Here is a 14,121-nt window from a genome sequence, read left to right as displayed (position 1 = left end):
CCCGGGTTGGCCATTTAGGGTGTTCCGAACCGCATTGCGAGTCCCGAATCAGTGAGAGGCGGTTTCTAAATACCTCTGCTGAATGCATGGCGCTCTGCGCGGGCCCATTCCGAGCATCTGGGTGAAGACCCCAAAGCCGCCCGTCGCCCTGTTTCAAAACTGCGACAGTCGCACGAAACGGCTTGATCCTCCGCATGGCAGGCTGCTCGCCGAAGGTCCAGCTTGTGCACCTTGTCGGGTCCGGTTAGCCCGACGCATAATCGGTTCAACGATCAAGTCGGCTCGCCAGTGGTCCGTGCTCGGCTCGCCGTATGTGGAGGGAAACATGTCCGAGAAGATCTACGACGTCCCCGCAGAATGGGCGAAGCGCGCCTGGGTCGACCAGGCCAAGTACAAGGACATGTACGCCCGCTCGATCTCGGACCCGAACGGTTTCTGGGCGGAGCAGGCCAAGCGCATCGACTGGATGCACGCGCCGACCAGGATCGAGAACGTCTCCTTCGCGCCCGGCAACATCTCCATCAAATGGTTCGAGGACGGCGTTCTCAACGTCGCCCATAATTGCATCGACCGGCATCTCCACAATCGCGCCAACCAGACCGCGATCATCTGGGAAGGCGACGATCCCTCCCAATCCCGGCACATCACCTACAAGGAGCTGCACGACGAGGTCTGCCGGATGGCCAACATCCTGCGCACCCGGAACGTCAAGAAGGGCGACCGCGTCACCATCTACCTGCCGATGATTCCGGAGGCGGCCTACGCGATGCTGGCCTGCGCGCGGATCGGCGCGATTCACTCCGTGGTGTTCGCCGGCTTCTCGCCCGACAGCCTCGCCCAGCGCATCAACGACTGCCAGTCCAAGGTGATCATCACCGCCGATGAGGGCCTGCGCGGCGGCAAGAAGGTGCCGCTGAAGGCCAATGTCGACGCGGCGCTCGCCAAGGCAGACGGCGTCGACTGGGTCGTCGTGGTCAAGCGCACCGGCGGCGCGGTCGAAATGAATCCCTCGCGCGACCTCTGGTACCACGACGCCGCCAAGATGGTGACGACCGAGTGCCCGGTCGAGCACATGCACGCCGAGGATCCGCTGTTCATCCTCTACACCTCGGGCTCGACCGGCCAACCCAAGGGCGTGCTGCACACCTCCGCCGGCTATCTCGTGTTCGCCGCGATGACGCATCAATACGTCTTCGACTATCACGACGGCGACATCTACTGGTGCACCGCCGACGTCGGCTGGGTCACCGGCCACAGCTACATTCTCTACGGACCGCTCGCCAACGGCGCGACCACGCTGATGTTCGAAGGCGTGCCGAATTACCCGGATAATTCGCGATTCTGGAACGTCATCGACAAGCACAAGGTCAACATCTTCTACACCGCGCCGACCGCGATCCGCGCGCTGATGCGGAGCGGCGACGCGCCCGTGAAGAAGACCTCGCGCGCCAGCCTGCGCCTGCTCGGCTCGGTAGGCGAGCCGATCAATCCGGAAGCCTGGGAGTGGTATCACCGCGTCGTCGGCGACGACCGCTGCCCGATCGTCGATACGTGGTGGCAGACCGAGACCGGCGGCATTTTGATCACGCCGCTGCCCGGCGCCACGAAGCTCAAGCCGGGCTCGGCGACGCAGCCGTTCTTCGGCGTGGTGCCTGAGATCGTCGACGCCGACGGCAACGTGCTGGACGGCGAGACATCAGGCAATCTGTGCCTGACGCGGTCATGGCCGGGCCAGATGCGCACGGTCTATGGCGACCACGCCCGCTTCGAGCAGACTTATTTCTCGACCTACAAGGGCAAGTACTTCACCGGCGACGGCTGCCGGCGCGATGCGGACGGTTATTACTGGATCACCGGCCGCGTCGACGACGTCATCAACGTCTCCGGCCACCGCATGGGTACCGCCGAAGTCGAAAGCGCGCTGGTGGCGCATGAGAAGGTCTCGGAAGCCGCCGTGGTCGGTTACCCGCACGACATCAAGGGTCAGGGCATTTACGCATATGTGACCCTGATGGCCGGCATCGAGCCAACCGAGGATCTACGCAAGGAGCTCGTCACCTGGGTGCGCAAGGAGATCGGCCCGATCGCTGCGCCCGACCAGATCCAGTTCTCGCCCGGCCTGCCCAAGACCCGATCCGGCAAGATCATGCGCCGCATCCTACGCAAGATCGCCGAGGACGAACCGGGCAGCCTGGGCGACACCTCGACCCTGGCCGATCCCGGCGTGGTCGACGACCTCGTCAAGAACCGTCAGAACAAAAAGGCGGTCTGAGCCACATCGTCCTGTGCCCCGGACGCAGCGTAGCGCGCACTTCGCGGTGCGCTGCAGAGTCGGGGCCGATGCAACGGCAGACTCTGTGGCCTTCTAGATCCCGGCTCTGCGTCGCACCGCTTCGCGCTGCGCCGCGTCCGGGACACGAGATCGCATCCCCGCGTTAGCGCTCCCCCGAACAACGGCCGTTCACATCCTCACGCACTTGTCAGGCCGCGCCCCGGCGCCCGGGCATCTTTCCCGCCAAGTGTTGTTTTCAGGTCATTTACTTTGTTTCGAACATTTCCTTTGTTCCCCCTGCTGGCTGGCCCTTGGCGGCCGTGCGTGGAAACCATCCGGTTAACAGGCGCGGTTAAGAATGTCCCCTAACAAGGACTTGGCGAGCCGGCGATTGCCGGTTTTGCGTAATCTTGGACGGTCCGTTCGGGGCAAGGGGAAAATCGATGTCGATGAGGATTGCTGTGGCGCTGGCCGCCACCGTCGTGACTGGGGTCTTGACGTTGACGGCGGCGCAGGCGCGGCCGGAAATGGTGGGGACGAACCTGGCTGACTATTCGCCGGGCACCATCGTGGTCAAAACCAACGAGCGTCGGCTCTATCTCGTCCTCGATAGCGGCCACGCCCTGCGCTACCCGGTCGGCGTCGGCAAGTCCGGCAAGCAGTGGGCCGGCACCACCCGCATCGACGGCAAGTACCGCAATCCGGCCTGGGCGCCGCCCGCCGAGGTGAAGCGCGACAAGCCCAGCATCCCGGACGTCATCCCGGGCGGCTCGCCCCGCAATCCGATGGGCGTCGCGGCGATGACGCTGTCCGGCGGTGAATACGCGATCCACGGCACCAACGTGCCGGGCTCGATCGGCGGCTTCGTCTCCTATGGCTGCATCCGCATGCTCAACGACGACATCACCGATCTCTACAGCCGCGTCTCGGTCGGCACGACGGTGGTCGTGACGCGCTGATCGCCGGCATCAGGACGACACGGCAATAGCCGCGTCGTTCGACGCGGCTTTTTGTCACCAGAAGCGCCAGCTCCGCGCGCACCAGCCGTCGCGATGGCCGCCATTGTAGCTCCGCGCGTAACCGCCCGCGAGCAACGCCGCCGAGACATTGGTCGTGCGTTTGGTCGCGACGTCGGCGAGAACGCGACCATATTTGTCGGCACCGAGGTTGGTGATCGTCACGCCACCCTGTGCGAGCAGATCGCGCAATGCGCGGGCCGCGGCTTCGGCCTTGTCCAGTTCCTCCTGGCAGGATGCTTTCATCTCGGGTGCGTCGATGCCGCGCAGGCGAACGCGCACGATGAGATCGCGGCCGTCGCGCTGACGAACGCGTGCGAGAAAGGTGTCGCCGTCAATGGTGCGAACGACATCGACCGGCTCGCGACGATCGGGATGGCCGCCTTGCTGGAGCACAATCTCGGCGTCTCGTGATTGACCGTCGGTCACGTGAGGGAACTGCCAGTTCATCCCATGCCGGGACGTGAACACCACGGCCACCACGATTCCAACCACGAACATCCACGGCAACAGCCCTGAGAACCGGCGACCAAATGGCGAGCCGCTGTATGAAGGCCGATATGGATGGCTTGGATCGAAACGCGACATCCGCGCACGCTAGGGCTGAGTCGGGCAGTCCGGCAAGCGAGCCTCAAAAGACAAGCTTCAGAAGTCGGAAGCGATGCCCTTGCGCTCCCAATCGCCATAGCGGGTCGGTTCGGGTCCTTTTGGGCCCTGCAACTCCTTTGGCGCCGCCTCGCCGTCGTTCTTGGCTCGGGCTGCCGCAGCCTGACGGCGCGCTTCGGCCTCGGCCAGCGCGCGCTGGGCGGCCGGCGTAAGCTGCTTGCGGTCGGGAACGGGAGGCTGGTCACTCATAGGCGGCTTTCTAGCGCGGGACGGCCCGCGGCGCGACGCCCAATAACGCATTCCTGAAATTGCTCCGAAAGGGCTGAAAAACCCGGAAGCGATTCTTACATTTGGCATATTCGCGTGCCAGAGATCGCCTTCTCAAGGCATGCGCCCATTACGGCGAACTGCCGCTGCTCAGAACCTTGTTTCCGCATGCCTTCTCAACGTTTCGCTCCTCCATCCGAAGTGCCCGGTCTCGCGGCGCGGCGGATTGCCGCCGACATCGTCGACGGCGTGCTGCACAAGCACCGCACACTTGACGAGCAGCTCGACGGCAGCGGCGCCCATCCCGGACTGAAGACGCTCCCCGACCGCGACCGCGCGCTGATGCGCCGCCTGGTCGCCACCGTGCTGCGCCGGCTCGGCACGCTCGGCCATGTGCTGTCCCGCCTGCTCGACAAGGGCATTCCCTCCGACGCGCCGCGCGCGCAGAGCGCGCTGTTGATCGGCGCCGCCCAGATCCTCTGGATGGACGTGCCCGATCACGCGGCCGTCGATCTCTCCGTTCGCCTCGTGCAATCCGACCGGCGCGCCGCGCGCTATGCCGGCCTCGTCAACGCCGTGCTGCGCCGCTGCGCCCGCGAGGGCAAGGCGCTGGTGGACGAGGTTGCCGCGCAGTCGCTGGACCTGCCGCCCTGGATGGTCGCGCGCTGGAGCGCGCATTATGGCGAGACGGTCGCAAGGGACATGGCGCTCGCGCTCAGCCATGATCCGTCGCTGGATCTGACCGTGAAGTCGGACGCCGCGCAATGGGCGAGCCGGCTCCATGGCGAAGTGCTACCGACCGGATCGGTGCGCACGGTGCTGCACGGCGCGGTGACCATGCTTCCCGGCTTCGCCGAAGGACAATGGTGGGTGCAGGACGCCGCCGCTGCGTTGCCAGCCCGGCTGTTCGGCGACATCAAGGGCAAATCCATCGCCGATCTCTGCGCCGCTCCCGGCGGCAAGACCGCGCAACTGGCGCAGGCCGGCGCGCACGTCACCGCCATCGACCGCTCGCCTGCCCGGGTGGCACGGCTGCGCGAGAATCTGACGCGGTTGTCGCTGCAGGCCGAGACCGTCGTCGCCGACGCCGCGGAATGGGCCGGCCCTGCCGATGGCTTCGACGGCATCCTCATTGATGCGCCTTGCACATCGACCGGGACGATCCGCCGCCACCCCGATGTATCCTGGCTCCGGCAGGAATCCGACATCGCCGCAATGACCGCGCTCCAGCGGCGGCTGCTGCAAAAATCGGTCTCGCTACTCAAGCCCGGTGGGACGCTAGTTTATTGCACCTGTTCGCTGGAACCTGAAGAGGGCGAGCATGCGGTCGCCGCGCTGCTGACCGCGGAGCCCGGTCTTCGCCGGGTTCCGATCGATGCGTCCGAGGTGTCGGGGCTCAGCGAGATCATTACCGCCGAGGGCGATCTGCGCACCCTGCCCAGCCATCTGCCGAACGCCGATCCCAAGCTCGGCGGGCTCGACGGATTTTTCGCGGCCCGGCTCGTTAAATCCTGATTTTGCACTGGATTTTGCAAACACGGCACTGATTCGCGTCGTTCAAGGTGGTGTCGGCCGTCCGATTTTGGGATTAATAAGGATTCGTCGGAATCCTCTCCCCCATCAAGGCAAGGCGTGTCGGTCGCTCAACGCAGACGTATCTCGACGCTGGTGATGAACCGCTTCGCGCGGAACATGCTCGCGCGCGCGAGCGGCGGTTCCGTCGCCCTGTCGCGGGTTTGGCCCGGCCGCGCCGACCGGCTGATCATCGCGCCGCATGATCTACGCACCGCGGATGCGACCCGCGCCGCCGAGATCTATGCCGGCCGCTTCGTCTTCGCCGGCAAGATCGTCAATTGCCACGGCCGCTCGATCTTCGATCTCGAGCCGCCGTCGGAAGATTGGGAAGTTGCGCTGCTCGGCTTCGGCTGGCTGCGCCATTTGCGCGCCGCCGACACCGCGCTGACGCGCGCAAATGCGCGCTCGCTGATCGAGGACTGGATCGGCAACCCCGCCAGCAAGCGCCGTCCCGTCGCGCGACGCGCCGACGTGCTGGCGCGCCGCGTGATCTCCCTGCTGTCGCAGGCGCCGCTGGTGCTGAACGATACCGACAACAAATTCTATCGTCGGTATCTGCGCGCGCTGGCGCGCGAAATCCGCTTGCTGCGCTACACCATGGTCAACATCCCCGACGGAGTGCCGAAGCTCCAGGTGCTGATCGCGCTGTGCTATGCGGCGTTGTGCCTTGCCAACCAGGCAAGTCACATCCGCAGCACCTCGAAAAAGCTCTCGGATGAATTGCAGCGGCAGATCCTGCCCGACGGCGGCCATGTCTCGCGCAACCCGGGCGCGCTGATCGAGCTCTTGATCGACCTGTTGCCGCTGCGGCAGACCTTTGCCGCGCGCAACATCGCGCCGCCGCCCGCGCTGCTCAACGCGATCGACCGCATGATGCCGATGCTGCGCTTCTTCCGCCACGGCGACGGCAATTTCGCGCTGTTCAACGGCATGAGCGCGACCCCGTCGGACCTGCTCGCGACGCTGCTTGCCTATGACGACACCCACGGCGCGCCGATGTCGAACATGCCGCATACCGGTTTCCAGCGCCTCGATGCCGGCCAGACCACTTTGATCATCGACACGGGCCCGCCGCCGGCGGCCAGCGTCAGCCACGACGCCCATGCCGGCTGCCTGTCGTTCGAACTCTCCTCCGGCATCAGCCGCATCGTCACCAATTGCGGCATGCCGGCCACGGGCCGCGACAATTGGCGGCCGTTCGCACGCGGCACGGCGGCGCATTCGACGCTGACCTATCACGACACCTCGTCATGCCAGTTCGTGGAGATGTCGGCTATGAAGCGGCTCTTGCACGGCGCTCCGGTCACCAGCGGCCCCGTCGAGGTTGAGAGCTATCGCGAAATCGTGCAGAACGGCACCCTGCTCACGACGTCGCATGACGGTTACCTGACAAAATTCGGCGCGATCCACCGCCGCGTACTGATGATCGCCAATGACGGCGCGCGCATCGACGGCGAGGACACGTTGTCGCCGCCGCAAGGCGGGCGCTTCAAGGGTCCGGATGCCGATTTCGCGCTGCGATTCCATCTGCACCCGGCGGTGAAGGCGAGCCGGCTGTCCGACGCCCGCGGCGTCATGCTGGTGCTCCCGAATCGCGACGTCTGGACCTTCGAGGCGCTCGACGACAAGGTGGAGCTGGAGGACAGCGTATCCCTGGCCGGCAATGACGGCCCGCGCCGCACCGCGCAGATCGTGATCCGCCAGGACGCGCGGCAGGCGCCCTCGATCCGCTGGAGTTTTGTGCGCTCCACCGCCTCGCCGGCGGTCACGAATGCCCGCAGAAATGCACGGCGGGAGCCGGAACTTCCGCTGTAGACGCATGCGATTCGGCACCATCTGGTCGTTGTGATAGCGACCGAAAACTGCTATCGAGCCCTCGCTCGCGCGACTGGCGACCTTGGATGGAGCACCATCGGGAAGCGCGGGACACAGCTGCCGCGCGCCTGGGCATTACTCCTTCAGACAGAGGATCTTGCTCATGACTGACCATCCCCGCCGCGTCACCCGCGCACTTCTCTCCGTTTCCGACAAGACCGGCCTGATCGACTTCGCAAAGGCGCTTGCCGCGCACGATGTCGAGCTGATCTCGACCGGCGGCACCGCGAAGGCGATCGCCGCGGCCGGCCTCGAGGTGAAGGACGTGTCCGAGCTGACCGGCTTCCCCGAGATGATGGATGGCCGCGTGAAGACGCTGCATCCGAAGGTGCACGGCGGTCTGCTCGCGATCCGCGACAACAAGGACCATGCGGATGCGATGACGGCGCATGGGATCGCGCCGATCGATCTCCTCGTCGTCAATCTCTATCCGTTCGAGGCGACCGTCGACAAAGGCGCGGGCTTCGAGGATTGCATCGAGAACATCGACATCGGCGGCCCCGCGATGATCCGCGCCGCCGCGAAGAATCATGACGACGTCGCCGTCGTGGTCGAGGCGCAGGACTATCAGGCCGTGCTCGATGAGCTCGCCGCCAACAGCGGTGCAACCACGCTGAAGTTGCGCCGGCGCCTTGCCGCCAAGGCTTACGCGCGCACTGCCGCCTATGACGCCGCGATCTCGAACTGGTTCAATCGCCAGCTCGAGATCGACGCGCCCGATTTCCGTGCCTTCGGCGGCCGGCTGATCCAGTCACTGCGCTATGGCGAGAATCCGCACCAGACCGCGGCGTTCTATGCGACGCCCGACAAGCGGCCGGGCGTCTCGACCGCGCGGCAGCTCCAGGGCAAGGAGCTCTCCTACAACAACATCAACGACACGGATGCGGCCTATGAATGCATCGGCGAGTTCGACGCCAAGCGCACCGCAGCCTGCGTCATCGTCAAGCATGCCAATCCCTGCGGCGTCGCGGAGGGCTCCGACCTCGTCGGCGCCTACAGCAAGGCGCTGGCCTGCGATTCCACCTCGGCGTTCGGCGGCATCATCGCGATGAACCGCGCACTCGATGCTGACACCGCGCGCGAGATCACGAAAATCTTCACCGAGGTGATCATCGCGCCTGACGCTAGCGAGGAAGCGATCGCCATCATCGGCGCGCGCAAGAACCTTCGGCTTCTGCTCGCCGGCAGCCTGCCCGACCCGCGCGCGCCGGGCCTCACCGCCAAGACGGTGGCGGGCGGTCTCCTCGTGCAGAGCCGCGACAACGCCGTCGTCGACGACATGACCTTCAAGGTTGTCACGAAGCGCGCGCCCACTGATGCCGAGATGCGCGACCTGAAGTTTGCTTTCCGTGTCGCAAAACACGTCAAGTCCAACACCATCATCTACGCCAAGGATCTCGCGACCGTCGGCATCGGCGCCGGCCAGATGAGCCGGGTCGATTCAGCGCGGATCGCGGCACGCAAGGCTCAGGATGCGGCCGCCGAGCTGAAGCTCGCCGAACCGCTCACCAAGGGCTCGGTGGTGGCGTCGGATGCGTTCTTCCCGTTCGCCGACGGCATGCTCGCCTGCATCGAGGCCGGCGCCACCGCCGTGGTGCAGCCCGGCGGCTCCATGCGCGACGACGAAGTGATCAAGGCCGCCGACGAGCATGGCATCGCCATGGTGTTCACCGGCACGCGGCACTTCAGGCACTAGATCTGTCGTGTACTAAACTCTCGACGGGTCGTCCCGGCGAAGGTCGGGACCCATAGCCCAGGAAGTAGTTTGGTGTGCGGTACTGGCCGTGTCGCGGCAACGAGCAATCACGCGGTATGGGTCCCGGTCCCCGTGCGCAATTGCGCACTAGGCCGGGACGACGCTAATTTTCCCGCACCCGCATCAACAGCGCCAGACCCGCGACGAAGAACACCACCAGCACGGCCATGCCGGCCTTCTGGCTCGCCGTCACCGCGGTGATCACGCCGATCAGCAGCGGGCCGATGAAGGACGTCACTTTCCCCGTCAGTGCGAACAGACCGAAATACTGCGCGATGCGGTCCTTCGGTGCGAGACGGATCAGAAGCGTACGTGAGGCCGCTTGCAGCGGACCACCGGCCGCACCGATCAGGCAGCCCAGCACCAGATAAGCGCGCTCTGACGCGGCGGCGAACAATCCGCCGCCGGGCGCGGGCGGCGCGACCTTGATGAAGAGGATCGAATCCTTGTCGACCAGCAGGATCGCCGCCAGCGCCAGCAGCAGGACCAGCATGCTGCCGGCGATCACGCGCTTCGGCCCGAAGCGATCGTCCAGCTTGCCACCAAACCACGCGCCAAACGCGCCGGCGATCGCGAGCATGATGCCAAACGTGCCGATCTGGATCGTGTGCCAGCCGAACGTACCCGCGGCATAGATGCCGCCGAAGGCAAACAGCGACACCAGACCGTCGGTGTAGATCATGTTGGCGAGTAGAAACGCCGCAAGCGATTTCTGCTGCGGCAGCCCCTTGATCGATTGCTTCAGCTCCGACAGCCCCTCGTGCAGCGCCTCGCGCACCGGACGCTTCGCCGGATAGTCCGGCGTGAACAGGAACATCGGCGTCACGAAAACGATGAACCAAAGCCCGGTCAACGGTCCGGCGGCGCGGTCGCCCTGATGACTGACGGGATCGAGCCCGAACAGAGGCGTGAGACCGAGCAGCGTGCGACCGGTCTCGGGGTTCGCGGCGAGCAGGCCGAGCACGATGATCAGGCTGACGATGCCGCCGACATACCCCGTCGCCCAGCCGGTGCCGGAGAGCCGCCCGATGCGCTCCGGCGGCACCAGCGTCGGCATCATCGCATTGTTGAAGAGAGTGGCGAATTCCGCGCCAACGCTGGCGAGCGCGACCGCGGTGAGCAGCGGCGGAATGATCGAGGGATCGCCGGGCTTGCCGATCCACAGCGTGCAGGATGCCAGCACCAGCACTGCGCCGAATCCGGCGATCCACGGCTTCCTGCGGCCCGACGCATCGGCGATAGCCCCCAGCACCGGCGACATCAAGGCAATCGCGAGGCCCGCGGCAGCCATCGCAAAGCCCCACAACGATTGCCCGGTGGCGGGATTCGGCGCAATGCCGGTGGCGAAATAGGGCGCGAACACGAAGGTCGTGATCAGCGTAAAATAAGGCTGCGCGGCCCAGTCGAAGAAGATCCAGCTGACGACGGCGCTGCGCGGCGGATAGGTCCGCTGCGCGCCGGCGATCCGCGCATCCCGGGCGATCGTCGTCACTCCATAATCCTCATCACGAACAGTTTTGCCTCTGTCGGGGCAAACCGTATAGCATTGCAGCGCTGCATGTGAACTGCCCATGGCCATTGCGGAAGTTTGATGATGTCGTCTTTTTCGACACGGCGGACATTTTTCGCCTTCCTTGCCACTCTGGCGTTCGGACTTCCGACCGCGACCGCGCAGGATGCGCGGCGGGCCTATGTGCCGCCCGCGCTCGACACCGTGCACGCCGTTCCCGCCGAACACGGCATGGTAGTAGCGCAGGAGAAAATCTCCGCGCAGGTCGGCGCCGATATCCTGCGGCGCGGCGGCAATGCCGTCGATGCCGCGGTCGCGACCGGCTTTGCGATGGCCGTGACCTATCCGCGGGCCGGCAATATCGGCGGCGGCGGCTTCATGGTGATTCATTCCACCGAGCGCAACGAAGACATCACGATCGATTATCGCGAGACCGCGCCGGCTGCGACCACGCCGCAGATTTTCCTCGGCGCCGACGGCAAGCCCGATGCGGCGAAGTCGCGGGATTCTGCGCTCGGCGTCGGCGTGCCCGGCACCGTCGCGGGTCTTGCGCTCGCCCTGGAAAAATGTGGCTCGGGCCGGTTCACGCTGGCGCAACTGCTCGAGCCCGCGATCGTGCTCGCCCGCGACGGCTTCCTCGTCGGCGACGACATTGCCGACACGCTGCCGGGCTGGCACAAGCGGCTGGTGCGCTGGCCCTCCTCGGCCCGGATATTCTCGCGGCCTGATGGCACGCCGCTCAGCCAAGGCGACAGGCTGGTGCAGAGCGATCTCGCCGAAACGCTGTCGACTGTCGCCGTACAGGGCCCGCGCGGTTTTTATGAAGGGCCGGTCGCGGAAAAACTCGCCAAGGCCGTGACTGATGCGGGCGGCATCATGACGCCAGCGGATTTGAAATCCTATCAAGCGGTGATCCGCGCGCCGGTGCGCGGCACCTATCGCGGCTATGACATCGTGTCGATGCCGCTGCCGTCGTCGGGCGGCGTGGTGCTGGTGGAGACGCTCAATATTCTCGAAGGTTTTCAGCTCGCCGATCTGAAGCAGGGATCGCCGGCCTCGCTGCATCTGTTGATCGAGGCCATGAAGCGCGCCTATGCGGACCGGGCGCGCTATCTCGGCGATCCCGCCTTCGTCAACGCGCCGATCGGGACGCTCACCGGCAAGGACTATGCGGCCAAGCTGCGGGCAACCATCTCCGCGGATCGCGCCACGCCGTCGGAACAGCTCGTTTCCACTGCGACCTCACCGCATGAGGGCAGCAACACCACGCATTTTTCCGTCGTCGACGGCAGCGGCAACGCGGTCAGCAACACCTATACGCTGAACTTCAGCTACGGCGTCGGCCTCGTCGCCGACGGCACCGGCGTGCTGCTCAACAACGAGCTCGACGATTTCACCGCAGCGGTCGGCGCTTCCAATGCCTACGGCCTCGTCGGCTTCGAGGCCAATTTGCCCGGGCCGGGCAAGCGGCCGCTGTCCTCGATGTCGCCGACCATCGTCCTGAAGGGCGGCAAGCCGGTGCTGGTGACGGGCTCGCCGGGCGGCAGCCGCATCATCTCGGCCGTGCTCCAGGTGATCGTCAACGTCCTCGATTACAAGATGGACGTCGCGGCTGCCGTGGCCGCGCCGCGGCTGCATCACCAATGGTTGCCCGACGAGGTCCGGGTCGAGAGCGGCTTTCCCGATGATGTGCTGCTCGAGCTGAAGGCGATGGATCATCTCATCGTCACGCCGATGGGGCAGACATCGGCGAATTCGATCGCGGTGACCGCCAACGGGCCGCTCGGCGCGCCCGATCCACGCACCCGGGGCGCGGAAGCAGCGGGGCAGTAACTCTGTACTTGCATGGCGCGAAGGCCGGCGGCCGGCTTGCGCGCGCCCCCGCGCGTGCTACCACCGCCAGGCCAGAGAAACTGCCAAAGAAAACACTGTCGGGAATCGCGCATGACCACCGTTGATCCGAACCAGCGCATCGAACGCGCCGAGATCGAGGACACCAGCCTTCTTGCCTTCTATCGCGACATGAACGCGCCGGAGCGGCGGACGTTCTGGGCGTGCGCCGCAGGCTGGGCGCTCGACGGCATGGACTTCATGATCTATCCGCTGGTGATCGGCACCATCATCGCGCTGTGGAAGGTCGATGCGGGGTCGGCCGGGCTCGCCGGCACCGTGACGCTGCTGGCCTCCGCGATCGGCGGCTGGCTCGGCGGCTATCTCTCCGACCATATCGGCCGGGTCAGAACGCTCCAGATCACCATCATCTGGTTCTCGTTCTTCTCGCTGGTCTGCGCGGTCGTGCAGAATTTCGAACAGCTCCTGATCGCACGCGCGGTGCTGGGCCTCGGCTTCGGCGGGGAGTGGGCGGCGGGCGCCGTGCTGATGGGTGAAGCGATCCGGCCGCAATATCGCGGGCGTGCAGTCGGCTCGGTGCAGTCGGGCTGGGCCGTCGGCTGGGGCCTCGCGGTGCTGTCGCAGGCGATCCTGTTCTCGGCTTTGCCGGCGGAGACAGCGTGGCGCTGGATGTTCGTGATCGGCGCGTTGCCCGCGCTGCTGGTGTTCTACATCCGCCGCTCGGTGACCGAGCCGGAGATCGCGGCTGAGGCCCGCGCCAAGCAGGCCGCGAGCGGCAATCGCCCGGCGCTCTGGGAGATTTTCTCGGGCCCGATCCTGAAGACCACGATCCTGGCGTCGCTGATGGCCACGGGCTGCCAGGGCGGTTATTACGCCGTCACCTTCTGGGTGCCGCAGTTCTTGACCAAGGAGCGGCATCTGTCGATCGTCGGCTCGACCGGCTATCTCTCGACGCTGATCATCGGCTCCTTCATCGGCTATCTCACCGGCGCGTGGCTCGCCGACCGGATCGGACGGCGCAATCTCTTTCTGACCTTCTCGATCGGCGCGATAGCGGTTGTGCTGCTCTACACGCAGCTGCCGCTCACCAACGAGGTCCTGTGGGTGCTCGGCTTCCCGCTCGGCTTTTTCGCCTCGGGCTATTTCTCCGGCGTCGGCGCGTTCCTGACCGAGCTTTATCCAACGCGACTGCGCGGCTCGGGCCAGGGCTTTTGCTACAATTTCGGCCGCGGCATCGGCGCGCTGTTTCCGTTCCTGGTCGGAGCGCTATCGGCGACGACGTCGCTTGCGAATGCGATCGCCATCTTCGCGGTGGTGGCTTACGCGCTGTTCTTCATCGCCGCCTTCGCGCTCCCGGAGACGCGCGGGCGCGTGCTGCACGCGGACTGATGAA

Annotated in this window: 10 protein-coding genes and 1 riboswitch; of the genes, 7 read left to right on the top strand and 3 right to left on the bottom strand. The window is 65.7% G+C overall.

From position 1 onward, the window contains the following. The first annotated feature begins 325 nt into the window (after positions 1-325). Both acs and IVA93_RS00265 read left to right on the top strand, forming a co-directional pair. Complete coding sequence (gene acs, locus IVA93_RS00270) at positions 326-2,272, top strand: acetate--CoA ligase (protein ID WP_247295805.1); 1,947 nt, start codon at positions 326-328, stop codon at positions 2,270-2,272. Between the two features lie 443 nt (positions 2,273-2,715). Next, on the top strand, positions 2,716-3,231 hold the full coding sequence (locus IVA93_RS00265; RefSeq protein WP_247789606.1) for a L,D-transpeptidase: 516 nt from the start codon (positions 2,716-2,718) through the stop codon (positions 3,229-3,231). 54 nt (positions 3,232-3,285) lie between these two features. On the opposite strand, the gene IVA93_RS00260 is transcribed toward IVA93_RS00265, so the two are convergent. Then, a complete protein-coding gene (locus IVA93_RS00260) occupies positions 3,286-3,876 on the bottom strand; it encodes a thermonuclease family protein (RefSeq protein WP_026233862.1) in 591 nt (196 codons plus the stop codon). A 57-nt stretch (positions 3,877-3,933) separates the two neighbouring features. Continuing rightward, on the bottom strand, positions 3,934-4,143 hold the full coding sequence (locus IVA93_RS00255; protein ID WP_018459691.1) for a DUF1674 domain-containing protein: 210 nt from the start codon (positions 4,141-4,143) through the stop codon (positions 3,934-3,936). Between the two features lie 186 nt (positions 4,144-4,329). Between IVA93_RS00255 and IVA93_RS00250 the strand changes: the two genes are divergently transcribed. The 3 genes from IVA93_RS00250 to purH all read left to right on the top strand — a co-directional run bounded on the left by IVA93_RS00250 (position 4,330) and on the right by purH (position 9,307). Further along, positions 4,330-5,676 carry an RsmB/NOP family class I SAM-dependent RNA methyltransferase gene (locus IVA93_RS00250; protein WP_026233861.1) on the top strand — a complete coding sequence of 449 codons (1,347 nt, stop codon included), beginning with the start codon at positions 4,330-4,332 and terminating at the stop codon, positions 5,674-5,676. Positions 5,677-5,832: 156 nt separating this feature from the next. After that, positions 5,833-7,551 carry a heparinase II/III family protein gene (locus IVA93_RS00245; protein ID WP_026233860.1) on the top strand — a complete coding sequence of 573 codons (1,719 nt, stop codon included), beginning with the start codon at positions 5,833-5,835 and terminating at the stop codon, positions 7,549-7,551. Positions 7,552-7,610: 59 nt separating this feature from the next. Further along, positions 7,611-7,692: riboswitch (ZMP/ZTP riboswitch) on the top strand. A gap of 22 nt (positions 7,693-7,714) precedes the next feature. Beyond that, complete coding sequence (purH, locus tag IVA93_RS00240; RefSeq protein ID WP_018459688.1) at positions 7,715-9,307, top strand: bifunctional phosphoribosylaminoimidazolecarboxamide formyltransferase/IMP cyclohydrolase; 1,593 nt, start codon at positions 7,715-7,717, stop codon at positions 9,305-9,307. Between the two features lie 163 nt (positions 9,308-9,470). On the opposite strand, the gene IVA93_RS00235 is transcribed toward purH, so the two are convergent. Further along, positions 9,471-10,859 (bottom strand): MFS transporter, encoded by a 1,389-nt coding sequence (locus IVA93_RS00235; RefSeq protein WP_018459687.1) that lies wholly within the window; start codon positions 10,857-10,859, stop codon positions 9,471-9,473. A 99-nt stretch (positions 10,860-10,958) separates the two neighbouring features. Between IVA93_RS00235 and ggt the strand changes: the two genes are divergently transcribed. Both ggt and IVA93_RS00225 read left to right on the top strand, forming a co-directional pair. Then, positions 10,959-12,710 (top strand): gamma-glutamyltransferase, encoded by a 1,752-nt coding sequence (ggt, locus tag IVA93_RS00230; RefSeq protein WP_018459686.1) that lies wholly within the window; start codon positions 10,959-10,961, stop codon positions 12,708-12,710. Between the two features lie 111 nt (positions 12,711-12,821). Then, positions 12,822-14,117, top strand: a complete 1,296-nt coding sequence (locus IVA93_RS00225; RefSeq protein ID WP_018459685.1) for an MFS transporter — start codon at positions 12,822-12,824, stop codon at positions 14,115-14,117. Positions 14,118-14,121: the final 4 nt, after the last annotated feature.

Origin of the sequence: Bradyrhizobium sp. 155 (genome assembly GCF_023101105.1) — a bacterium.
GTDB lineage: Bacteria > Pseudomonadota > Alphaproteobacteria > Rhizobiales > Xanthobacteraceae > Bradyrhizobium > Bradyrhizobium canariense_D.
The sequence above is the reverse complement of the archived record's forward strand: the minus strand, read 5'-3'. Positions and strand labels throughout refer to the sequence as shown.

Coding starts and splice junctions, on each gene's coding strand:
- IVA93_RS00255 (WP_018459691.1), bottom strand. CDS start 4,143: ATGAGTGACCAGCCTCCCGTTCCCGACCGCAAGCAGCTTACGCCGGCC.
- acs (WP_247295805.1), top strand. CDS start 326: ATGTCCGAGAAGATCTACGACGTCCCCGCAGAATGGGCGAAGCGCGCC.
- IVA93_RS00265 (WP_247789606.1), top strand. CDS start 2,716: ATGTCGATGAGGATTGCTGTGGCGCTGGCCGCCACCGTCGTGACTGGG.
- IVA93_RS00260 (WP_026233862.1), bottom strand. CDS start 3,876: ATGTCGCGTTTCGATCCAAGCCATCCATATCGGCCTTCATACAGCGGC.
- IVA93_RS00225 (WP_018459685.1), top strand. CDS start 12,822: ATGACCACCGTTGATCCGAACCAGCGCATCGAACGCGCCGAGATCGAG.
- purH (WP_018459688.1), top strand. CDS start 7,715: ATGACTGACCATCCCCGCCGCGTCACCCGCGCACTTCTCTCCGTTTCC.
- IVA93_RS00245 (WP_026233860.1), top strand. CDS start 5,833: ATGAACCGCTTCGCGCGGAACATGCTCGCGCGCGCGAGCGGCGGTTCC.
- IVA93_RS00250 (WP_026233861.1), top strand. CDS start 4,330: ATGCCTTCTCAACGTTTCGCTCCTCCATCCGAAGTGCCCGGTCTCGCG.
- ggt (WP_018459686.1), top strand. CDS start 10,959: ATGATGTCGTCTTTTTCGACACGGCGGACATTTTTCGCCTTCCTTGCC.